Raw genomic sequence first — 22801 nt, forward strand, 5'->3', positions numbered from 1 at the left:
TGCGTTTATAAGGTTTAAGAACCGTAAATCTATTTCATTCTGTCTTATCGGGTATCTCTTTGTATTTTTGCAGCCTGCCTTAACAACCGATTTAACAAATCACCAACAGGTATGCCCGATCTGAAAAGAAAAATCATCAATGACCCTGTATATGGTTTTATTACCATTAATCATCCATTGATATTTGATATTATCGCTCACCCTTACTACCAACGCCTGCGTCGCATCAAACAAATGGCCATGGCGCAGTTGGTATATCCTGGTGCAGTGCATACCAGGCTTCATCATTCACTTGGTGCATATCATTTAATGGGAAATGCGGTAAATGAACTGAGAGGGAAAGGCATCGACATTACTTCTGATGAGGAAACCGCTGTAAAAGCGGCCATTCTGTTACATGATGTGGGACACGGCCCCTTCTCTCATGCATTGGAGCAGGTAGTGGTTCAAGGCGTTCACCATGAACAGCTTTCATTACAGATCATGGAGAAGATGAACAGAGATCTGAATGGACAACTATCCTTGGCCATCGCCATTTTCACTGACCAATACCATAAACCATTTCTGCATCAATTGATCAGTGGTCAGTTGGATGTTGACAGGATGGATTATTTAAGTCGAGACAGCTTTTTTTGTGGTGTCAGTGAAGGAGTCATTGGTTATGACCGTATCCTTAAAATGCTGATGGTGCATGATGGTCAGCTGATGATCGAAGAAAAAGGTATTTACAGTGTTGAGAAATTTCTGGTAGCAAGAAGACAGATGTACTGGCAGGTATATCTGCATAAAACAGTGCTCGCTGCTGAAAGAATGCTTGTTAAAATACTTGAGCGTGTTCGTGAGATCTATCAACCTGGCGATGCTGATTTAAAAACACAATCTGCCATTGATTTTTTTCTTGGCGATTTCAACGGACTGATGAATGATGACACACTGGACCTCTTCTGTTCATTAGATGATCATGATATCATGCACGCATTAAAAAGATGGGCAAAACATCCGGATACCATTCTTTCCTTACTCTGCACACGTTTTCTCAACAGACAGTTATACAAATCCAGAATCCAGGCGGAACCATTCGATAAGGAATTTGTAAAAGCAAAAGAAAAAGAAGCGGCCGAAAAGTTTGGCATTGGACTTGCATCTATCCATTACCTGTGCTTTACGGGTGAGGCAACCAATACATTGTATCAGACCGTGGATGAAAGGATCAATATATTATTCAGAGACCAAACTGTAAAAGACATTTCGCAAGTTGATAATGCCCTGATACATCAAAACCTTTCAGCACCGGTTAAAAAAAATTACATTTGTCTATTGACATGACCATCGACCATGGACCATGGTCAATAGACTAAATCTAAACTCCACCATATGCAATTTACCGCCGCACAGATCGCCTTGTTGATCAATGGCCAACTGGAAGGTGATGCCCAGGTAACCGTTTCTTCTTTTGGTAAAATAGAAGAGGCCGTTGATGGACAAATTTCTTTTTTAGCAAATCCGAAATACGAAGAATATTTATATCAGACCAAAGCATCGGTGATCATCATCAATCAGCAACTGGTATTAAAAAAACCGGTTACCAATACTTTGATCAGGGTGCCGGATGCTTACACTGCATTTGCCACTTTGCTTACCAAGTATCAGCAAATGATGACGATGCAATTACAAGGCATTCAACAGCCCAGTTTTATTCATGAATCAGCAAAACTGGGAGAAAATATTTTTGTTAGTGCATTTGTTTACCTCGATGAAAATGTTGAGATCGGTTCGAATGTTAAAATATTTCCCGGAGCAGTATTGAGCAAGGATGTGAAAGTGGGAAATAATACCATCATTCATGCAGGTGTAAAGATCTATCATGGTTGTGTGATCGGAAATAATGTGATCATACATGCAGGCGCCGTAATTGGAAGTGATGGGTTTGGTTTTGCACCACAAAGCAATGGCTCCTTCCAAAAAGTACCACAGATCGGTAATGTGATCATTGAAGATGAGGTAGAGATCGGTGCCAATACAACAATCGATCGAGCTACCATGGGATCTACGATTATCAGGAAGGGAGCCAAACTAGACAATCTTGTTCAGATCGCACATAATGTAGAGGTAGGTTGTAATACAGTGATCGCTGCACAAACAGGCGTAAGTGGAAGCACCAAGATCGGAAAATCGGTAATGATCGGCGGACAAACAGGGATTGCCGGACATATCACCATTGCCGATGGCAGTAAGATCAATGGACAAAGCGGTATCACAAAAAGTATTAAAGAGTCCAATCGTACATTGACAGGCACACCTGCTGATGATTTTACCCGTTTCCTAAGGGCACAAGCACAACTCAGGAATTTGCCTGATCTTGAAAAAAGGGTTAAAGAACTTGAAAAAATGATCGCACAACTGGTATCTGACCGGGTAAATGCATCATAATAACCCATTAAACCACCCTGAAATCTTATTTTTGCACTATATTTCTAAGCAGGGAATCACTGAGACAGTGATTCAAACAGATATCTACTAAGATCATCTGACCGGAAAAACAGTATAGCATGGACAATCATTTCAACCCAGACAAACAACATACCCTCAACAGTGCCGTGAGTATTAGCGGTACAGGTTTACATACCGGAGTACTGGTAGATATGACCTTAAAGCCCGCCAACCCGGGTTTTGGTATCCAGTTTCAACGTATTGATCTTCCTTCTCAGCCTGTCATTAAAGCTGACTGTGATTTGGTGACCGATACCAGTAGAGGTACTACCCTGCAGGTTGGTGATGCCAAAGTAAGCACGGTAGAGCATGTATTGGCTGCATTGGTGGGTATGGGTGTAGATAATGTTTTGATTGAATTGAATGGACCTGAGATTCCCATCATGGATGGAAGTTCTGCCCCCTTTATTGAATTGATCGCCGCAACAGGCGTGGTTGAACAAGAAGCTGCAAAAGCATGGTATAGCCTCGATGAGAATATTTACCATTATGATGATGCCAAACGAGTAGAAATGGTAGCATTACCATCACTCGATTATCAGATCACAACATTGATCGATTTTAATAGTCCTGTTTTAGGTACCCAACATGCCGGCTTAAAAACCATCAAAGATTTTAGAACTGAGATTGCACCCTGCAGAACTTTCTGCTTCCTGCATGAACTTGAAATGTTATTGGATCATGATCTCATCAAAGGTGGCGATATCAATAATGCCATCGTAGTCGTAGACAAACCGGTGACAGATGAGGAGATGGAAAGACTTGCAAAAGTTTTTAAACGTGATAAGATCGAAGTAAAAAGTGAAGGCTATCTCAACAACCTAGAATTACGATTCCCGAATGAGCCTGCACGACATAAGCTATTGGATGTAGTAGGTGATCTGGCCTTGATCGGCTATCCTATCAAAGCAAGAATCATTGCGAATCGTCCCGGACATAGCAGCAACGTAGAATTCGCAAAGAAGATCAAACAATATATCAAGAAGAATAAGCATGTTAAGGATGTTCCTGTTTATGATCCTACCATGCCTCCAATATTTCCGCTTGAAAAAATCGAAAAAACATTACCACATCGTCACCCCTTCTTATTGGTGGATAAGATCATTGAACTAACCGATACCTATATTGTGGGTGTGAAAAATGTCACTTTCAATGAATGGTTCTTTCCGGGTCATTTTCCGGGAAACCCTGTAATGCCGGGTGTACTTCAGATCGAAGCATTGGCGCAAACAGGTGGTATCCTGTGTATCAATTCAATGCCGGAAGGACAATATGATACTTACTTCTTAAAAATTGATAACTGTAAATTCAAACAAATGGTTCGTCCGGGAGACACCATGTTATTGAAAATGGAATTTACAGGACCGATCCGCAGAGGCATTTGTGAAATGAGAGGTACTGTGTATGTTGGTGGTAAAGTTGCCACTGAAGCCGACCTCGTTGCTCAAATTGTAAAAAGATCTTAAACTCCTTACAACACCTTATTATCTACAACAGAACCTGCAAATAATGACACATCCATATACATATATAGATCCCAATGCAAGACTTGCACCCAATGTTAAAATTGATCCCTTCACTGTAATCCATGGTGATGTTCAAATTGGAGAAGGCACTTGGATCGGCAGTAATGTTACCATTATGGATGGTACCCGTATCGGAAAAAATTGTCGTGTATTTCCGGGTGCTGTATTGGGTGCCATACCTCAGGATCTGAAGTTTGCGGGTGAAAGAACAACAGTTGAAATTGGAGACAATACTACTATACGTGAATTTGTTACCATCAATCGGGGAACTACAGACAGATGGAAAACAAAAGTGGGAGACAATTGTCTCATCATGGCTTATAGTCATATTGCACACGACTGTTTGATCGGCGACAATTGCATTCTCAGTAATAGTGTGCAACTAGCAGGTCACGTAGTCATGGGCGACTGGGCCTGGATCGCTGGTGTGAGTGCGGTTCACCAATTTGTAACCATTGGACAACATGCATATATTGCCGGAGGTAGCTTGGTTAGCAAAGACGTACCTCCTTATATCAAAGCTGTAAGAAACCCATTGAGTTATGGTGGTGTGAATAGTGTTGGATTAAAAAGAAGAGGGTTTGAATTAGAGAAAATCAATCACATCCTAGACATTTACAGGATCATTTTCAATAAAGGCATGAATACTTCACAAGCACTGGAATTCATAGAAGAAGAACTGACTGCCAGTGATGAAAGAGATGAGATCGTTACCTTTATTCGTGAAAGTGGTCGCGGTATCATCAAACGTTTTGTAAAAGGTGGTGGTGACGAAGATTAATACACCACACTTCATCTTCTATTCATTAATCATTTAGGATACATGCTAATCGAACTCTCGGATGCTGGAAAAAAATTCAACCGGGAATGGATATTTCGTACCATCAATTACCGTTTTGAATCCGGTAAGAAATATGCACTGACAGGCCCGAATGGTAGCGGTAAAAGCACCTTATTACAAGTATTGGCCGGAAGCATGACCCTCAGTCAAGGTGATATCAAATGGGTGATGAATCAACAAAACCTTGATCCAGACCATGTTTTCAAACATCTTTCAATTGCAGCCCCTTATCTCGAACTGATTGAGGAAATGACAGCAGTTGAATTCTTAGATTTCCATCGTTCTTTCAAACCCTTACTGAACAATATTTCAATTACGGATATACTGGAGACGATCGGATTGGAAAAAGCCGCTCATAAACAAATTCGTTACTTCAGTAGTGGCATGAAACAAAGAATAAAATTGGCACAAGCAATTTTCAGCGACTGCTCTTTGTTACTATTAGATGAACCTTGTACCAACCTAGATGAGCATGGATATGCTTTATACCATCATCTGATCGATACCTATGCCAAAGAAAAAACCATTATCGTCAGCAGTAATGATGTAAATGAGTACGGATTCTGTACGAATAAGATCTACGTACCCGATCATAAATAAGAAGCGTTATTTCATCCATTGAAAGAAGAAAGTACTGCCCTCCCCTTTTTTAGAGTCTACCCAAATTTTCCCTCCTTGCTCTTCGACTATAATTTTCAGCAGGTTCAGTCCAATACCGGTACTGCTATCACGAGTAGATGTATTATCGGTGATCTCAAATAAGCGGAATATACGAGAACGATCTTCTTCTGCTATACCGGGACCATTGTCTTTTACAAAAAATTCATAGTGCGTATCTCTATCTGTGTACCCGATCTCTATCAGTCCCTTAGCCTTATCATTGTATTTGATAGCATTGCTTATTAAATTTTGAAACACCTGCTCCAATTTCACCCTTCTTGTCCGGAACTCTGGCAGTGTTTGAAGAATCTGTATTTGGATATGTTTCGGAGGAAACAAAAGAGCAGCTAATTCTTCTACCATCAAATGCGTATTCACATCTTCTACTGTTTGTTGCGACAAACTGGTGGTTGAATACTCCAATAAAGCCATGATCATTTCGGATAGTCTTCCTGAAGCCTGATACACCATGTCTACATGTTCACTGATCTCTGCATTTGATTTAATGTATGTATCATTTTTAATGAGTTCGAGCATCATGATAACAGATGACAAAGGAGATTTCAGATCATGTGATACGATATACACAAACTTCTCTAACTGCTTATTGATTCTATCTAATTCTGTAAGAGCCGTTTTAAGTCTATACTGATTGAAATACAACTGTTCGAATACATTCACTTTTGCACGAACTACATTAATATCAAGTGGTTTCTGCAGATAATCGACTGCACCTTCTGCAAAACCTTTTAAAACATATTGCTCTTCACGGCTTAATGCAGTAACAAAAATGATAGAAATATCTTTGGTACGGGGATTTGATTTTAAGATTCTTGCTACTTCAAAACCATCCATTTCCGGCATTTGTACATCCAGCATGATCAATCCGATATGATCATGTTTCAATACTTGTTTCAAAGCCTCATTCCCGGAATTAGCTTTTAGAAATTGACGACCGGGCTTTACCAATATCTCTTCCAATGATAACAGATTTTCAGGTCTGTCATCTACTAATAGTATCGTGAAATCATGTTGTTGTATAGGAGGGATATTCATGTGCTGTAGCAATTTAATTATAATTCCTGTAAGAATGCCACCATCTCCGCTTCATTCATGATACGAATATTTTTTCCCAAAGCGATAGCAGACGAAGGCATAGTTGGATACTGTGCTGAATTGGGATCCTGTACTATACAGTCGGCTCCAATATCTGATAAATATGATATGCCATAAGAACCATCAGCATTTGCTCCACTTAATAAAATGGCCAATACACGATTGCCATATGCTCGTCCGGCACTCTCAAAACTTACATCAATAGATGGCCTACTATAATGAACAGGATCGGAGTAATCCAAACTGAAGCTGTCATCTTCCTCAAAAAGTAAATGATAATTCTGTGGAGCAAGATATACCCTTCCTTTTGCGATAAGCTGCTTATCCTCCGGCTCTGTAACTTTGATTGAACCTACTTCACGGGTTAATAACTTATCAAGTTGACTAACAACATTGCGCATTCGATGAATGATCAATACTACGGGGATATGTTTATTATTGGACAAGGCTTTGAGCAGAGAGATACAAACAGGAATACTTCCTGCAGAGCCACCCATCACAATGATATCATATTTCGGTATTGACTCCATTTAGCTTTTTTTTCTGAAAATCTTCGCGCCACCATCAACAACTGAATACTTGGATCTATATTCGGAAAACAACAAGCTCTCTTTCATACCCAAGCCAATAAATCCCAATGATGATAAACTCTCATGAAACAATTTCAACACCTTATTCTGTAATTGTTTATTGAAATAGATCATTACATTTCGACAAAGGATCAGTTGAAACTCATTGAATGACCGGTCAGTTACCAGATTATGCTGAAGAAACACCACCCGATCTCTGACTTCCTTATGAATCAATACATGATCATACAAAGCGGTATAATAATCCGAAAAATCACCTGCGCATCCCGACTGGTGATAGTTCAGTGTGTACTCCCGCATATGCGCCATAGGCAACACACCCGTTCTCGCTTTTTCAAGATAAGAAGCATTGATATCCGTTGCATAAATACGCGTTCGATGTAACAGACCGGCTTCATGCAGCAAAATACACAATGAAAAAACTTCTTCACCTGTTGAGCATCCGGCATGCCAGATATTGATCTGCGGATAGGTAGCAAGTACAGGTAACACTTTTTCACGAATCGATTTATAAAAGCCCGGATCCCTGAACATTTCTGTTACGTTGACCGTGATGGTTTCCAGAAATGAATGGAATAAGGATGTGTCTCCTGCTAAAAGCTGTATCAGTTGCTGCCCTTCACTTACTTCATGTGCATCCATGAATTTATAAATACGGCGTAATAAAGAGGCTTTTGAATAGCCTGAAAAATCATAGCCATATACATGATGTAACAAATGAAGCAATTGCTCAAAAGACTGAGAACTGAGTTCCGGTTTAGGATTTAGTCCGATCACATTATTCATAAACACATTAGATCATCAGGTTAACCAAACACGCATAAGTGATAATAATTTTTGCATGTCTACTGGCTTGGTAATATAATCAGAAGCACCTGCAGCAATACATTTCTCCCGATCACCTGCCATCGCTTTTGCGGTTAGTGCAATAATGGGTAGTTCCATCATTTTTAAATCTCTTCGAATCCTTTGCATGGCTTCATATCCATCCATTTCCGGCATCATGATATCCATCAATACAATATCGGTATCCGGAAATTTTTGTAATTGCTCCAATGCTTCTTTTCCATCACTGGCTGTTAAAACCTGCATTTTATTAGACTCCAGCACTGCGCTCAGCGCAAATACATTTCGCATATCATCATCAACAACCAATACTGTTTTATTCAGCAGACTCTGATCATTCAATGGTGCAGCAGGAATACCACTTTCAGCTTTCTTATCCGATTGATTCATTTTATGCAGAAATAGTTCCAACTCGTCTAATAGTCGGTTACTTGCATTCACTGCACTACGAATAATGATACCTGAAATCTTTCTGTATTCCATCTCATCAGCCTGATTGATATCATCATCTAAATGAATGATGATAGGAATTTTTTTATCGATCAGGAACTGACTGATCTGTTTGGCTTCTTTTAACTGAATGGAATCTCCAATATGAATTATGATACAGTCATAAGTAAGTTCCGAGATATTTTTTCTAGCTGCATCAATATCCGACACTTGTTCAAAATGCAGTTTATAATCTTTTTCAACCGCCAGCTGGTGCAGATCTTGCTCCTCAAAATGAACAGCTGAAACGATCAATATTTGTTTTAGGCTTTTCCGGATATGACTGCCTAACATTTGAAAAGCCTTTTCCAGAGAGTTCGCATCGATCGGCTTTTTCAAATATGCCATTACATCTTCCTGCTTGAACCTGTTATCATCAATAGCCGAGATGATATGTACAGGTGTATGCTTAATCGACTCATCAGAACGGATCTGTTTCAGGATGGTCCAGCCATCCATTACCGGCAATTGGATATCGAGAATGATCGCATTAGGTTTAAATCTTCTTGCATAATACAAGCCTTCATCTCCTTCTAAGGCGATCACTACTTTATATCCTTTATGCCGGGCGTAGTCACGAATAATGGTAGCAAAGTTGACATCATCTTCAATAATGAGCATCAATTTCTCTCCTGCTTCAATCTGATTTCTGTCATCAGGTACTTTATTCTGCTCCCGGATATTTTCAAAAGGCAAAATGGCGATGGATTCCTGACCCTCCGATAAAGCCGTCAGTTCAGCAAATTCGTTTTTCGGTTGAACCAATGGTACGTATTGGTAAGGAATAAAGATCGTAAACTCACTTCCTTTATTCAACTCACTTTTGACCTCAATAGTACCTCCTAGCAAACGGATCAATTCTCTACTAATGGAAAGACCAAGACCTGTGCCACCGTATTTTCTACTGGTTGAACCGTCTGCCTGCTGGAATGCTTCAAAAATAAGTTTCTGCTTATCCGGTGCGATACCAATACCTGTATCTATGACACTGATCGCCATTTCAGCTGTTCTTCCGGGTGCTGAACGAAAATCAACCGTGATCTTACCACCACCGGGTGTGAACTTAAATGCATTGGAAAGAAGATTTTTGATCACCTGAAATAATCGTTGCTTATCGGTATGTATCTGCGGCGGAATATCTGCTTGTTGCGCTATACGCAGATCAATATTTTTTTCCGTGGCTACTACAGAGAATAATTGTATGATATCAGTAACCAAGGATTCAACCGTCACATCTTCTATGATCAAGTCGATCTTTCCTGATTCAATTTTTGACAGATCTAGAATATCATTGATCAACTGCAACAGGTCATTACCTGATTTATAAATAATATTGGCATACTCGATCTGTTTGGCATTCAGATTTTGGGTATTGTTATCAGCCAATAGTTTCGCAAGTATCAGTACACTATTCAAAGGCGTTCTCAGTTCATGCGACATGTTTGCCAGAAACTCAGACTTATAACGACTTGTCATTTCCAGCTCTTTGGCTTTTAATGTGAGTGCTTGTCGGGCATTTTCAATTGCTTCATTTCTTTCTTTCAATTCTAAGTTGATCTGCTTCAGTTCCTCTTCCTGTGTTTTCAATTCTTCTTCTGAAGCCTGTAACTCTTCGGCTTGTCTGCTGAGCTCATCATTGGTTTGACGAAGTTCTTCCTGTTGCTCAAGTAAGGCTTCTTTCTGTTCCTGTAATTCATCCAATAATTGATTGATCCTGTCTCTGGACTGATAAGAATTAATAGCAGCAGAAAGAATATCAGAAATACTTTTCAATAAAGAGATCTGCAGTTCTGTAAACTGTGTGAAGCAACCCAGTTCTACTAGTCCTTTTAATTCTTCATTCATCCATAAGGGTAAACAAGCGATTTCTCCGTTACCACTTACTTGTCCTAGTGAAGAATCCACTTTCCAATAATCGGGTGGAATATTTTTGATGATTGTAACCGTTTTAGATAAAGCAGCATTTCCTACCACACCTTCTCCGATCACAAATGATTTCTTAGAAGAGGAACCTACGGCAACTGAAGCAACTGTTACCAACTGTTCAGTTTTCGGATCCATAAAATAGATCACACCAGCCGGTACTTCCAGGTATTGAACCATGGCTGTGATGATACGATGTGCGAGCTCTCCGGAGCTGTCCACTACCTGCAAGCGGTTATTGATATAACTCATCCCCTCCAAGACCCAGTTCTTTTCTTGCGCAAGGATACTGGCTTTTTCAGTTTGCTCAAGAGTAGATTGGAGCTTCAGCCCTGCTTTATAACGGCTTTTCAATGTTTGGATCACTGCATTGATCAATAACAGTACTACAATAAGCAATACACTGATACCGATATATAAAATAAGCTTGGTTCTTTCATTAAAAGAGAGTACTACTGCTTCTCTTTTCATCAACAGATCTTCCTCTTCAATTTTCACCTTTTCGATCTGCCCATAAATTTTATTTAATCGTATCTCCTCTTCCAGAATGATTTTTTTAAAAGATTCTGCAGGCATATTAGGAGATATAACGCCATCCGTTCTCCAATAGCGCAACAAGTCAGTAATCAGTGAGTCAAGTTTCATGACATTGATAACTTGTGGCACATTGTCTTTTACAAATTCCCTCAGATCCATTAATCGATTGGGAATAAAAGTGATCCCTTTTTCATATGCATCCATATCCTTTGGATCATTGGTTACCCAATACGCTCTTCTACCTCCCCTGATCTGCATCACGGAAAAGCGAATGTCTCTTACATAAGAAATGGCCTGATGGGTATGTCGAACGAGATCTGCTTCTTTGGCTTGTTTCTCCAGGGAGTCGATGGTAATAAAACCTACCAGAAATACGAGTAAAACTGCAATACCTAAACCAGAATACAGTCTGAGGGGCAGGGAACGGATCATTTGATATCGGCTTTTTAAATGACTTGTAAGATAATTAAATAAATAACAATCAATGACTCACAACAAATTACCAGCAACAAAAAGCCCCGACAATATTGTCGGGGCTGGAGATAGATACTTGAAAATTTTAGAAAGCAGGATCTGCCGGTGTATTCGGGTTACTGTCACGCTCACGGAAAGGATAAGGGAAGAAATTTCTCTTTCTTTCAGCGGTTGGTCTTCCGAATCGACGCATATCTTCCAGTTTCATACCAGACAGGTATAACTCGATACAACGATTGCGATAGATCTGTGTCAGCAAATCATTGACTGTAACAGGGGCTGCTGGTCCAAGATCAGCACCGATGCCCAATACATCATTCGCTGCTTTTTTCGTTACCACTTTGTTCAATTCAATGATTCCATTGGCCAGATCAGGTGTTGCCTGACGAGCATAACACTCTGCTTTAATAAGCATGATCTCACCCGGGAAATACAATGGAATAGCAGTAGTAGGTGTATTCCAGAAACCATTCAATCGGAAACGAGGATTGATGGTTGCATTGATCACTGTATAGAATGGGATACGCTTGTCAGCCAGATCAGGTGCAATCGCAGCAGGTAACCCTAAGGTAGAGTCTACGGGCTGATACACGTTATTGGTAGAGGTTACAAAGTTGAAGATCGGATTTGGATTGGCCGCTTCAAAATTCATCGTTGAACGCTTTGTAATATCTACAGCATTCGCAGCTTGTAATGCAGCAGCATAGTTACCGGCAAACAATGAATAACGTGCTTTCAGTGCATTCAATGTATTGACAATATCTACACCTGCAGGAACATCTGCAGCAAAAGCAGCAGAAATGGCATTGGCATTGATCGCTGCCAAAGCTTTATCAATGGCCGCAATGGCTCGAGCAAAACCTACATTTCTGTCTGAGAATGTGGTTGTAGCTGTTCCTACTGTATCAGGTACTTTTTCCCAATAGCTGGATAATGCACCCAATGAAAGTGCTTTATAAATACTGGCATACCCGATCAATCCACTCGCATATCCTTTATCTGTAAGATTCGCAGCCGCATTGATCACGTTATTCGCATCAAAAATGACTTTGTTCGCTGAACTCCAGACATTCCCTAATAATGCATTGGTACCGTCTACTGCTGTACCACCGGTGCTGAACTGAAATTCAGAAACGTTACCCGGATTCATCAAAATGGTTTCATTGGTGATCAGTCCGGTTGCATCAGACATACCATATGCAACATTCGATGCATAGGTTCTTTGCAAACCAACTACCGTACCAGCCAAACCTTTTGCCGAACTAAATACCTGATCCGAAGTTGCGGCATTCGGATTATTAAAGTCTTTTTTACAACCTGCCGTTGTCAAAAGCAGTGCTGTCAGACCTGTATATAATGATGTTTGAATACTCTTTTTCATACAAGTAATTTTTGAGGATTAAAATTTAGCCTGAATACCAAAACTGAAAGTTCTTGGAATAGGCACTGCACCAAAATCAATTCCACGCAGAATGGTACTTTGTCCACCTGCATTTACTTCAGGATCATATCCTTTGTAGTTATCCCAACTGATGAGGTTACGACCACTGAAATTGATACTCAGGTCACTGAATCCTTTTACTTTTCCGAAATTATAGCTAAGTGATAATTCACGCAATTTGGTATAGCTGCCATTATCAATTCTCCATTCTTCGATCGCATAGATACCACTGATATATCCACGTGGTAATTGTCCGCGATGTTCTTGTTCAGCAACTTTACCATTACCTACACCCTGACGTGTACGGAAATCAGCATTGAACACATCTACACCTTGTACCGCATCGATCTGAACGCGCAGACCAAAACGCTTGTAAGTAAACTCATTCACAAGGCTGGTAGTATAATCAGGATTTGGATCACCGATCACCTTACGCAATACTGCACCACTTGGTAAACCACCGGTTCTGCCGGGAGTGAATACCAATGCACTGTTCTGAACACCTCTTTCTGTCTGAGGAATACCTCCGGCATTTTTCACTTCACTTCCATCTGCATTACGCGCAAAGAAAGTTCCATAGAAAACACCTACGGGTTGTCCTTCAATGATCGCAACAGGTGCACCTGCATTGGTACTTAACAGCGTCAATGCTTGTCCGATACGAACTGCCTTATTTCTGTTACGGTTGAAGATACCTGTGATATTCCAGTTGAAATCTTTCTTAGCGATCGGATTACCGGTCAACACAATTTCAAAACCTTTGTTCTCTAATGATCCGAAATTATCCAGCAAGCTGCTGAAACCAGATGTAGGAGCGATGAATCGGTTGATCAACAGATCTGTTACTTTTTTATTGTAAATATTCACTGTTAACCCTACTCTGTTATTCAAGAAAGCGAGATCAAAACCTAATTCGGTTTCTTGTTGTCTTTCAGGTTTTACATTTTCATTCGCCAATGTACCACTAGAGTTCAATGCTGTTCTTCCTAAATAAGAAGAAGAGCTGTAAGTATTGAATCTGGAGTAAGCACCGATACCTGTAAGGTTTCCGCTTTCACCATATGCCAAACGAACTTTGAACAGATCCCACCATTTTGAAATACCTGAATTAGCCCAGAAATCAGTTCCGGAGATCACATAGCTACCACTCGCTTTATAGTAGGTCTGGTTACGCTGATTTTTTCCGAATACAGATGAACCATCCACACGAACAGCACCTGTTACGAAGAATTGGTTACGGTATTTGAAATTCTGTTGAACATAGGCACCGGAAATAGACAACTCACTTCTTTCATCAACAGGATCCAATCTGGTACTAGCACCATTTACGGTTTGTACAAATGGAGCCAAGCCTCTTCCTTGTAAAAGTGAGAAGCTGTTTTTCTCATATTGCTGCGAAAATCCAACCTGAGTAACCGAGTTGATATTGTTGGTGATATTTCTGGAATAGGTGGCATTCAAGTCGTGGTTGATTGCAAAGAAATTATTATTCGCTGCACTTGAATAACCATTTTGTGTAGGATCCAATGCAGGTCCACCACCAAAGAATGCAGTACTTACATTGTATGCAAACGGAGGAATATAAGTATTTCCATTCTGTGCATAGTTATCAATACCCATGGTATAATCTACAGTAAGACCGGTGATTGGACGAAGTTTCAATCCGAGGTTCGCGATCAAACGATTGGTGGTTTGACGCTGCTTGATATCTTCGATCACAGATACTGGATTTGCACGGCCACGCTCACCTACTGCACGAATATTACCCAATGCATCTCTTGTCCAAATATCATGGAAATTACCAATGATGGTAACAGAGTTCATTGGAGAGAAGAAAGAGTTACCATCCGGTTTTTCATTCGCAGTACTGTTAATATAGTTCAAGCCTAAATTGAAGCTTGCCCATTTGTTCAGTACCTGATCGATATTACTACGGAAACTGTAACGCTGGAAATCTGTATTTCTTACAATACCCTGATTATAGAAATAAGAACCAGAGATATAATACTTCGTCTTATCAGTACCACCACTGATAGAGATATTGTTATCAGTACCATTGGCATTACGGAAAATATAATCCTGATAATCATAACGAGTTACAGGAGTTGTAGTGGTAACAGCTGGAGAAAGGATATCTTGTGTCAATGCACCCGGACCATCTGTTGGACCACCAAACTTAGTAGGAGCCTGGTTTACATCTAATTTCTTACGCAGGCTACTGGTTGTAAAGCTGGTAGAGAAACTTACAGTTGGGGCACCACTTTTACCTTTCTTAGTGAAGATCTGAACCACACCGGCATTTGCACGGCTACCATAAATAGCAGCGGCAGCAGCACCATTCAGTACTTCAATTCTTTCGATATCATTCGGATTGATATCTACCAATCTGCTCTGACCAATACTTCCTACGAAGTTTCCACCATCGTAGTTGCTGGAAGTGTTGGTTACACGATTGGTTGCGTTATTCACGATCACTCCATCAATGATATATAGAGGTTCTGAAGAGGAAGAAATAGAACTGATACCACGCAAACGAACGGAGATACCACCTGCAGGATCCCCGGAGTTTTGAGAGATCTGTGCACCGGCAGTTTTACCCTGCAATGCAGCCAGTACATTTCCTGTAGCTCCTTTATTCAAGTCTTCAGCACTAACAGAACTGATATAGCTACCTAACTGACGACGGGTAGTACCCTGAGAGTTACCGGTAACGATCACTTCATCTAATTTAGAAACATCATCTGCTAATTCAGCATTCAGCGTATAACTGTTGTTACCGGCTGTTACTGTAAAAGAAGCTTGTTGTGTTTTGTAGCCGGTACCGGAAAAAACCAGTGTATAGCTACCGGGTTTTAAGGAAGCAGAGAAACTAAATGTACCATTGTTGTCTGTAGCGGTACCTACATTGTTTTCTCTGATGAATACGGAAGCAGCCTCCACAGCAGCTCCGCCTTTAGCAGTTACTTTACCGGATACGCGAACTTGCGCAATACCCGCAGCCGTGATCAAACTTGTCAACAGCAGCAAGAAAGCTGTTTTCAGTAAGACCGGCTTCAAGAGCGGTTTCATTTTCATATTTCAGCGTTTATAGATAATTACAAAATAGTAATGCCTTGTTTCTTATAAGGTTCAAATACAGGATTCGATGGATCGAGTTCTGTAATGATGGTATCGATTTCATTCAACCCACAGATCGTAAGTCGCTGATGGGTGTTGAGTTTTTCGGAGATTGATAATATAACCGTCTTCTCAGCAGCTTGTATCATCGCTTTCTTCACTTGAATCACTTCCCAGTCATTATCTGTGATACCCGTCTCATCAATAGCATTGATACCCATGATGCACAGATCAGCTTTAATACCAGCAATCTTTGAGATGGCTTCACCTCCTACAGCGATTTGTGAACTTTTAGAGATCTTATCGCCTAAAAAAATCACTTCAATATTGGGGTGTTGTGCATACTCATGCGCAGCGGGAATGCTGCCGGTGAAAAAAGTAGCATTGAGATCAGAAGGTAACAAACGTGCCATTTCTATTACAGTTGTTCCACCTGTTGTCAGAATGAACATATTGTTTCTGATCAATGAAACAGCTTTACTGGCAATCACTCTTTTACTGTCTGCTTTGTATACATCTGATTTTAAGAAGGAACTATGAAAAGATTTAGACAATGCACCACCATGTACTTTAATGATCTTATCCATTTCCGCTAGCTCATTCAAGTCGCGACGTATGGTATCTTCGGATACATTGATTTCATTGCTGAGGTCAGAGGAGAGTATACGATTATGCAAATCTATTTGGCGTAGGATATAGGCCTGTCTTTCAGTTTTCAGCATAGCAGCAATAAATAAGTTCCTTAAAATTAATGCGGGAAAATGCGTATTTCCAAATATTTTTTGCAAGAATATGCACAATGATGCGTTTTTAAGTCTAATTTAAAGGCATGAATCCGAATATTTCAGCACTATATACCATTGCTAACAAGCCCGAAAGAGTTATCATAGGCTTAATGAGTGGTACTTCTGTAGATGGACTGGATGTGGCATTATGCCGCATATCCGGACAAGGAACCCAAACAAACGTGCAATTATTGGCATTTGAGACGGTGGTTTATGATAAAGTATTCAAAGACCATATCAAATCTATTTTTTCAAAAAGAAGTGTTGACCTGGAAAAGGTTTGTCTCCTGAATGCCTGGGTAGGAACAGAACATGCATCCATTATTCTGAATTGTTTAAAAAAATGGAATACAGTTCCTGCTGCTGTTGATCTGATTGCCAGTCATGGACAAACGATCTATCACGCACCTAAGCTGTTACATCCGGATGATGAATTTGACAACGCAACTTTACAGATAGGTGATGGTGATCATATTGCAGTCAAAACAGGGATCATTACCCTGAGTGATTTCAGACAAAAACATGTTGCCGCTGGCGGCGAAGGCGCTCCATTAGCTGTATATGGTGATTATCTCATCTTCAGCAGTCGCAAAGAGAATCGTATCATGCTGAATATTGGTGGTATTGCCAACTTTACCTATTTACCTTCCGGATTAGATGTGGCTGAAGTATTCAGCACCGATGTAGGTACAGGAAATACTTTAATGGATGCCTATGTACAAGCACATTTCCAGGGAAAATATTTTGATGAAAATGCGAGCATTGCAAGACAGGGAAAGATTAATGAAGCTTTATTGAGCGCTTTGAAAGACAATGAATTTTTTACCAACGATTTTCCAAAGACCATCGGACCCGAATTATTCAATCTGGATTATCTCAATGCAGCCATGCAAACAGCAGGTTGCAAAGACCTATCACATGGAGATATCATGGCTACACTCAATCGATTTTCTGCAGATATGATCGTTGATGCACTACACAGGTGTATGACCAATAGAAATGATTTTGTGGTGTATACCAGCGGTGGTGGCATGCACAACCCATTACTCATGGAACATATTCATGCACAATTACCGGGTATTACATTCAGAGATACAGCTGAATTAGAAGTAAATCCTGATGCAAAAGAAGCTGTACTATTCGCTATTCTGGCCAATGAAGCAGTGGCAGGCGGACAAGTAGCTTTGGGCGCCGGAAGACATGGGATACCCGCTGTAAGTATGGGTAAGATCAGTTTCCCGTCATAACAGTATATGACCGATTTAATTTTTCGACAACAGAAAATAATCCGGTTAGCGTATTTACCATCCAACACGCATCATTGCATTTCATACTATTTCACATCCAGTGAATAAAGCATCTTGCTACTTTCACAGAAAACGAAACGATGAGATCAGTATTCATAATGTTTTTGCTGTTGGCAGGCATCACTGCAACTGCTCAAACAAATAATACCATTGAAAAAAAGAAATTTCACTTTGGTGCCAAGCAGGATACCAGTGCCGGTTATGCCCAGGCTGTTAAAGTAGACAATGTAATTTATGTATCCGGAACAGTTGCCCGTGATATTACGCCCGCTTCGATCAAAAGAGTCTATCAAACCATAGAAAGAAGTTTGGCTGCATTCGGCGCTACCTTACAAAATGTGGTGAAAGAAAATCTATACACCACCGATATCGAAGCTATGAAAACACATAATGAAGCCCGAAAAGAAATGTATAAAGGAGATTACCCTGCAGCTACCTGGGTTCAGATTAGCCGATTGTACATGCCGGATGCAAAACTGGAAATTGAAGTCATTGCGCATTTACCCAAAAAGCAATAAGACTAACGGCGGCTCGCAATCAGCAAATTCAGATCTGTAAACTTGAGATCGAATTTTTGACTGATATAAAAATCGGTCAATGCTCCTTTGAACATATAGATACCCTCACGGAGATTGAAGTTGTGCCAAACCATTTCTTCAAGCCCTCCTTCATCACTTATTTCCAGGATCAATGGCATGAGTACGTTGCTGATGGCCTGACTTGCTGTTCTGGCGAAACCACTTGGGATATTGGGAACACAATAGTGGATGACATCATGTTTCACAAATGTGGGATGTTGATGGCTGGTCAATTCACTGGTTTCAAAACAACCACCACGATCGATCGCCACATCAATGATGATACTTCCCGGACGCATAGCAGCTACCATTTCTTCTGTTACCACAACCGGTGCCCTGCCAAATTCATTACTCAATGCACCCACTGCTACTTCACAGGTCTTTAATTGCTTCGAAAGAATACGCGGCTCTAATACACTGGTCCAGATTCTTTGTCCGAGATTATTTTGTAACTGCTTTAAGCGATACACATTGTTATCAAATACTTTCACAGAAGCACCTAATGCCAATGCGTTTCTGGTGGCAAACTCTCCAACAATACCAGCACCAACGATCACAACTTTGGTCGGAGGAATACCGCTGATACCACCCAATAATACTCCTTTGCCTTTATTAAAACTGCTGAGGTATTGTCCGGCTATCAACATCACCGCACTACCTGCGATCTCACTCATACTTCTTACGATCGGATAGGTACCACTGTCATCTTTGAAATTTTCAAAGCTCAATGCAGTGATCTTTTTCTCCATCATCTTTTCAATATATTCCTTTCGTAAAGCTGATAGATGTATGGGAGAAATGATGGTTTGATTCATCTGTAATAAAGGCATATCCTCGGCTACAGGCGGGGCGCTTTTTACAAGTATGGGACATTTAAAGATCTCATTACGATCATACACGATACTGGCACCCATTTCAGAGTAATCACGATCAGAATAATGGCTACCCTCTCCCGCTCCATGTTCTACAACAACCTGATGTCCATTAGAGATCAAAACACCTACTGCATCCGGTGTAAGTGCAATTCGATTTTCCTGAAAAGCGATCTCTTTAGGAATGCCAATATGCAACTTTGCACCCTGAGGTTTGATGTCAAGGGTCTCTTCCAAAGTTTCATAGGCAAATGAAGTGCTGATAGAAGGTTTACTGGTAGCCATGTGGGGTTATAAGTTGGATAGAAAATGGATCTTATGATTTTACGTATATCTGAAATGTTCCTTCATTAAAGTTATGACATTCCACGCAGACTCAGACAGCTATTGCATCTGTGTATAAACGCCTTGTAGATGGATCAAGGGTTTCAATGTATACATGAAACGTATTGTCAGGCAATAGTCCTGCTGCTTTTTCCGGCCATTCAATAAAGCAATAATCGCCACTATTCAGGTGATCTTCAATTCCAGCCTCGATCGCCTCTTCCTCATCTTTTAGTCGATACCAATCCATGTGTAATAATGTTCCGACTTCCTTACCCTCATATTGATTCACGATGGCAAAAGTCGGACTACCGATCGCATCAGTCACACCCAGATTTTCACATAGCGCATGAATGAACGTCGTTTTTCCCGTACCCATTTCTGCATGAAATGCCCATACTTTGTGCTTCTTCCCTGACGCCCATAGTGCTTTTGCCACTTCCTTTATTTGCGCTAATCCAAAAATTGCATCCATGCGGCAAAGGTAACAAGAACGAGGGTGAAAAGCATATCTCCTACCATGGACTATGGTCTATGGTCCATAGCCCATGGCAAAAAAGCTCACACTGTTCTTGCAACCATGATGTAGAAATATTCTTCTCAAATCGAAAGAGGTCGCTTTAGCTATTTGGTAAATTTGTAGTTGTAAACCTCAACCCCACAATATTGATTATGGAAAAAGTGAATTGGAAAGTGGAAGGTATGACCTGTACCAATTGTGCGCTCACAGTTAATAAATACTTGCAGTCGCAAGGCATGCAAAACGTAAAAGTAAATTTTATCGGCGGCGACGTAAGTTTTGACCTGCCTGACAATGGTTCTCCAAAAGAAATCGCCAAAGGTATTAATGGACTTGGCTACACTGTTAAAAACGAGGATAACAGCGATACCTCAAAAAAATCAAAAAGATTATTCACGAATCACTTACAACGCTTCTGGTTCTGTTTTGTATTTACAGCTCCACTAATGTTGCACATGATACCGGGTGTACATATTCATTTCCTTATGAATCCCTATGTACAACTTGGCTTAACCATTCCCGTATTTATTGTTGGAATGGATTTTTTCGGACGAAGTGCTATCAAGAGTTTATTGAAGGGTATCCCCAATATGAATGTATTGATCGCGTTAGGTGCTGTAGCTGCATTTGGATATAGCTTATACGGAACGGCGATCGGAAGGGCTGAAGAATTTTTATTTTATGAAACAGCCGCTACCATTATCACCTTGGTTTTCTTGGGCAATTGGATGGAGGATAGATCGGTAGAAACAACACAAACCGCATTAAAAAAATTGGCTATTACACAAAAGTCGATGGCCAATATGATCGCATATGATGATCAACACCAAGAACATGTTTTTCCGGTAGAAAGTACCAGCCTGAAAGTAGGTGATTTGTTATTGATCAAAACTGGAGAACAAGTACCAATGGATTGTAAGATCTTATGGGGTGAAGCACAGATCAATGAAGCGATCATATCCGGCGAGAGTGTTCCGTTATACAAAAAAATGAATGACCACCTGATCGGCGGAAGCATTGTGGAAAGCGGAACCATTAAAGCATATGTTACAGCTGTTGGTGAAGACACTGTGCTCTCCAATATTTTACGCCTAGTAAGAGAAGCACAATCAGAAAAACCACCGGTTCAGCAATTAGCAGATAAGATCAGTGCCATTTTTGTTCCAACTGTTGTCAGTATTGCAACCGTGACTGTGCTGATCAATTATTTCGCCACAGATATTGGTTTTGGTGCCAGCTTGCTCAGGGGCATAGCTGTATTGGTGATCTCCTGCCCTTGTGCCATGGGATTAGCAACCCCTGCCGCCATCGCTGTAGGTCTTGGCAGGGCAGCCCGTAATGGTATCCTGTTTAAAAATGCAAAAAGCCTGGAGATCTTTAAAAGTATCAAACAGGTTGTATTCGATAAAACAGGTACATTGACTACAGGACATTTTACTATTGTTGATGACAAAGTGATCTCCAACAATATTACTCAGGAACAATTCAGACAAATTGCTTTTTCACTGGAAAAATATTCGAATCACCCTATTGCAAGCGCTATCAGTAAAAGCTGGAAGAGCAAAGAAGATATCAGATGGGCAACAATTGAAGAGGTGAAAGGATTGGGGATGCAAGCAACAGATAAAGAAGGGAATACCTATGTAGCAGGCTCATTCAAAGCTGCGGCTGCACTTACCAACGATCATTCACACAATGTTTATATCATTCGCAACAATGAACTGTTAGGATGGATCGATGTCGCGGATGAAATAAGAGCTGAAGCAAAAGAAGTGATCAGTTCACTTAAAAATAGAGGTATCAAAACCATCCTGCTGAGTGGTGATAAAAAAGAAAAATGTGAACAGGTTGGAAAAGAACTAGGTATTGATCTGATCATAGGAGAACAAACACCCGAGCACAAGCTTGAAAGAATCGCTCAATTCAATCAAGAGGTTCCTACTGCTATGGTGGGCGATGGTATCAATGATGCACCTGCATTGGCCAAAGCAACGGTGGGTATTTCTTTGAGTGATTCTACACAAGTAGCCATGCAAAGTGCGCAAGTCGTATTAATGAATCACGGATTGAAAAATTTACCGTTAGCATTAGGACTGGGTAAACATACATACATCACGATCAAAGAAAATCTCTTCTGGGCATTTGCCTATAACATAGTAGCGATCCCTGTTGCAGCACTGGGTTATCTTAATCCAACATTCGGTGCTTTGGTAATGGGTTTAAGCGATGTTGTTTTAGCAGTGAATTCTGTTCGTTTGAATTTTAAGAAGGTGGAGTGAGAAAGTGAAAGTATAGGTAATAATATCATAGACTTATACCTGATTTTCACCATAATTCCTGTAATTAATGTACGCTTCTTCTTTTG

17 protein-coding genes are annotated in these 22801 nt (G+C 40.4%); 8 read left to right on the forward strand and 9 right to left on the reverse strand.

Annotated elements, in window-relative coordinates; all coding sequences use genetic code 11:
- The first annotated feature begins 111 nt into the window (after positions 1 to 111).
- From ABXG83_RS07155 to ABXG83_RS07175, 5 genes are all read left to right on the forward strand, one after another.
- A complete protein-coding gene (locus ABXG83_RS07155) occupies positions 112 to 1326 on the forward strand; it encodes an HD domain-containing protein (RefSeq protein ID WP_353548168.1) in 1215 nt (404 codons plus the stop codon).
- Between the two features lie 48 nt (positions 1327 to 1374).
- Positions 1375 to 2430, forward strand: coding sequence for a UDP-3-O-(3-hydroxymyristoyl)glucosamine N-acyltransferase (lpxD, locus tag ABXG83_RS07160; protein ID WP_353548169.1), 1056 nt, complete (start codon positions 1375 to 1377; stop codon positions 2428 to 2430).
- Positions 2431 to 2549: 119 nt separating this feature from the next.
- Positions 2550 to 3956, forward strand: coding sequence for a bifunctional UDP-3-O-[3-hydroxymyristoyl] N-acetylglucosamine deacetylase/3-hydroxyacyl-ACP dehydratase (locus ABXG83_RS07165; RefSeq protein WP_353548170.1), 1407 nt, complete (start codon positions 2550 to 2552; stop codon positions 3954 to 3956).
- A gap of 43 nt (positions 3957 to 3999) precedes the next feature.
- Positions 4000 to 4797, forward strand: a complete 798-nt coding sequence (lpxA, locus tag ABXG83_RS07170; RefSeq protein WP_353548171.1) for an acyl-ACP--UDP-N-acetylglucosamine O-acyltransferase — start codon at positions 4000 to 4002, stop codon at positions 4795 to 4797.
- A gap of 42 nt (positions 4798 to 4839) precedes the next feature.
- The gene (locus ABXG83_RS07175; protein WP_353548172.1) at positions 4840 to 5457 is read left to right on the forward strand and encodes an ABC transporter ATP-binding protein; all 618 of its coding nucleotides are present in this window, start codon (positions 4840 to 4842) and stop codon (positions 5455 to 5457) included.
- 6 nt (positions 5458 to 5463) lie between these two features.
- Here the strand turns inward: ABXG83_RS07175 and ABXG83_RS07180 are convergent, their stop codons facing one another.
- From ABXG83_RS07180 to ABXG83_RS07210, 7 genes are all read right to left on the reverse strand, one after another.
- Entirely contained in the window at positions 5464 to 6573 is a 1110-nt protein-coding gene (locus ABXG83_RS07180; protein WP_353548173.1) for an ATP-binding protein, read from the reverse strand.
- Positions 6574 to 6590: 17 nt separating this feature from the next.
- The gene (locus tag ABXG83_RS07185; RefSeq protein WP_353548174.1) at positions 6591 to 7163 is read right to left on the reverse strand and encodes a chemotaxis protein CheB; all 573 of its coding nucleotides are present in this window, start codon (positions 7161 to 7163) and stop codon (positions 6591 to 6593) included.
- Positions 7164 to 8009: a protein-glutamate O-methyltransferase CheR gene (locus ABXG83_RS07190; RefSeq protein WP_353548175.1), complete on the reverse strand. Its 846-nt coding sequence runs from the start codon at positions 8007 to 8009 to the stop codon at positions 7164 to 7166. It abuts the gene before it with no gap.
- A gap of 15 nt (positions 8010 to 8024) precedes the next feature.
- A complete protein-coding gene (locus tag ABXG83_RS07195; RefSeq protein WP_353548176.1) occupies positions 8025 to 11450 on the reverse strand; it encodes a response regulator in 3426 nt (1141 codons plus the stop codon).
- Positions 11451 to 11577: 127 nt separating this feature from the next.
- The gene (locus ABXG83_RS07200; protein ID WP_353548177.1) at positions 11578 to 12873 is read right to left on the reverse strand and encodes a RagB/SusD family protein; all 1296 of its coding nucleotides are present in this window, start codon (positions 12871 to 12873) and stop codon (positions 11578 to 11580) included.
- Between the two features lie 18 nt (positions 12874 to 12891).
- Positions 12892 to 16008 (reverse strand): SusC/RagA family TonB-linked outer membrane protein, encoded by a 3117-nt coding sequence (locus ABXG83_RS07205; RefSeq protein ID WP_353548178.1) that lies wholly within the window; start codon positions 16006 to 16008, stop codon positions 12892 to 12894.
- A gap of 20 nt (positions 16009 to 16028) precedes the next feature.
- Positions 16029 to 16772 carry a DeoR/GlpR family DNA-binding transcription regulator gene (locus ABXG83_RS07210; RefSeq protein ID WP_353548179.1) on the reverse strand — a complete coding sequence of 248 codons (744 nt, stop codon included), beginning with the start codon at positions 16770 to 16772 and terminating at the stop codon, positions 16029 to 16031.
- Between the two features lie 107 nt (positions 16773 to 16879).
- Between ABXG83_RS07210 and ABXG83_RS07215 the strand changes: the two genes are divergently transcribed.
- Positions 16880 to 18082 carry an anhydro-N-acetylmuramic acid kinase gene (locus tag ABXG83_RS07215; RefSeq protein WP_353548180.1) on the forward strand — a complete coding sequence of 401 codons (1203 nt, stop codon included), beginning with the start codon at positions 16880 to 16882 and terminating at the stop codon, positions 18080 to 18082.
- Positions 18083 to 18222: 140 nt separating this feature from the next.
- Positions 18223 to 18660 carry a RidA family protein gene (locus tag ABXG83_RS07220; protein ID WP_353548181.1) on the forward strand — a complete coding sequence of 146 codons (438 nt, stop codon included), beginning with the start codon at positions 18223 to 18225 and terminating at the stop codon, positions 18658 to 18660.
- Between the two features lie 2 nt (positions 18661 to 18662).
- Here the strand turns inward: ABXG83_RS07220 and ABXG83_RS07225 are convergent, their stop codons facing one another.
- Positions 18663 to 19877 (reverse strand): alanine dehydrogenase, encoded by a 1215-nt coding sequence (locus ABXG83_RS07225; RefSeq protein ID WP_353548182.1) that lies wholly within the window; start codon positions 19875 to 19877, stop codon positions 18663 to 18665.
- 91 nt (positions 19878 to 19968) lie between these two features.
- Complete coding sequence (gene tsaE / locus ABXG83_RS07230) at positions 19969 to 20391, reverse strand: tRNA (adenosine(37)-N6)-threonylcarbamoyltransferase complex ATPase subunit type 1 TsaE (RefSeq protein ID WP_353548183.1); 423 nt, start codon at positions 20389 to 20391, stop codon at positions 19969 to 19971.
- A gap of 197 nt (positions 20392 to 20588) precedes the next feature.
- Between tsaE and ABXG83_RS07235 the strand changes: the two genes are divergently transcribed.
- Positions 20589 to 22715: a cation-translocating P-type ATPase gene (locus tag ABXG83_RS07235; RefSeq protein WP_353548184.1), complete on the forward strand. Its 2127-nt coding sequence runs from the start codon at positions 20589 to 20591 to the stop codon at positions 22713 to 22715.
- The last annotated feature ends 86 nt before the right edge of the window (positions 22716 to 22801 follow it).

Origin of the sequence: Sediminibacterium sp. KACHI17 (genome assembly GCF_040362915.1) — a bacterium.
Classification (GTDB): Bacteria; Bacteroidota; Bacteroidia; order Chitinophagales; family Chitinophagaceae; genus Sediminibacterium.

Coding starts and splice junctions, on each gene's coding strand:
- ABXG83_RS07155 (WP_353548168.1), top strand. CDS start 112: ATGCCCGATCTGAAAAGAAAAATCATCAATGACCCTGTATATGGTTTT.
- lpxD (WP_353548169.1), top strand. CDS start 1,375: ATGCAATTTACCGCCGCACAGATCGCCTTGTTGATCAATGGCCAACTG.
- ABXG83_RS07165 (WP_353548170.1), top strand. CDS start 2,550: ATGGACAATCATTTCAACCCAGACAAACAACATACCCTCAACAGTGCC.
- lpxA (WP_353548171.1), top strand. CDS start 4,000: ATGACACATCCATATACATATATAGATCCCAATGCAAGACTTGCACCC.
- ABXG83_RS07175 (WP_353548172.1), top strand. CDS start 4,840: ATGCTAATCGAACTCTCGGATGCTGGAAAAAAATTCAACCGGGAATGG.
- ABXG83_RS07180 (WP_353548173.1), bottom strand. CDS start 6,573: ATGAATATCCCTCCTATACAACAACATGATTTCACGATACTATTAGTA.
- ABXG83_RS07185 (WP_353548174.1), bottom strand. CDS start 7,163: ATGGAGTCAATACCGAAATATGATATCATTGTGATGGGTGGCTCTGCA.
- ABXG83_RS07190 (WP_353548175.1), bottom strand. CDS start 8,009: ATGAATAATGTGATCGGACTAAATCCTAAACCGGAACTCAGTTCTCAG.
- ABXG83_RS07195 (WP_353548176.1), bottom strand. CDS start 11,450: ATGATCCGTTCCCTGCCCCTCAGACTGTATTCTGGTTTAGGTATTGCA.
- ABXG83_RS07200 (WP_353548177.1), bottom strand. CDS start 12,873: ATGAAAAAGAGTATTCAAACATCATTATATACAGGTCTGACAGCACTG.
- ABXG83_RS07205 (WP_353548178.1), bottom strand. CDS start 16,008: ATGAAAATGAAACCGCTCTTGAAGCCGGTCTTACTGAAAACAGCTTTC.
- ABXG83_RS07210 (WP_353548179.1), bottom strand. CDS start 16,772: ATGCTGAAAACTGAAAGACAGGCCTATATCCTACGCCAAATAGATTTG.
- ABXG83_RS07215 (WP_353548180.1), top strand. CDS start 16,880: ATGAATCCGAATATTTCAGCACTATATACCATTGCTAACAAGCCCGAA.
- ABXG83_RS07220 (WP_353548181.1), top strand. CDS start 18,223: ATGAGATCAGTATTCATAATGTTTTTGCTGTTGGCAGGCATCACTGCA.
- ABXG83_RS07225 (WP_353548182.1), bottom strand. CDS start 19,877: ATGGCTACCAGTAAACCTTCTATCAGCACTTCATTTGCCTATGAAACT.
- tsaE (WP_353548183.1), bottom strand. CDS start 20,391: ATGGATGCAATTTTTGGATTAGCGCAAATAAAGGAAGTGGCAAAAGCA.
- ABXG83_RS07235 (WP_353548184.1), top strand. CDS start 20,589: ATGGAAAAAGTGAATTGGAAAGTGGAAGGTATGACCTGTACCAATTGT.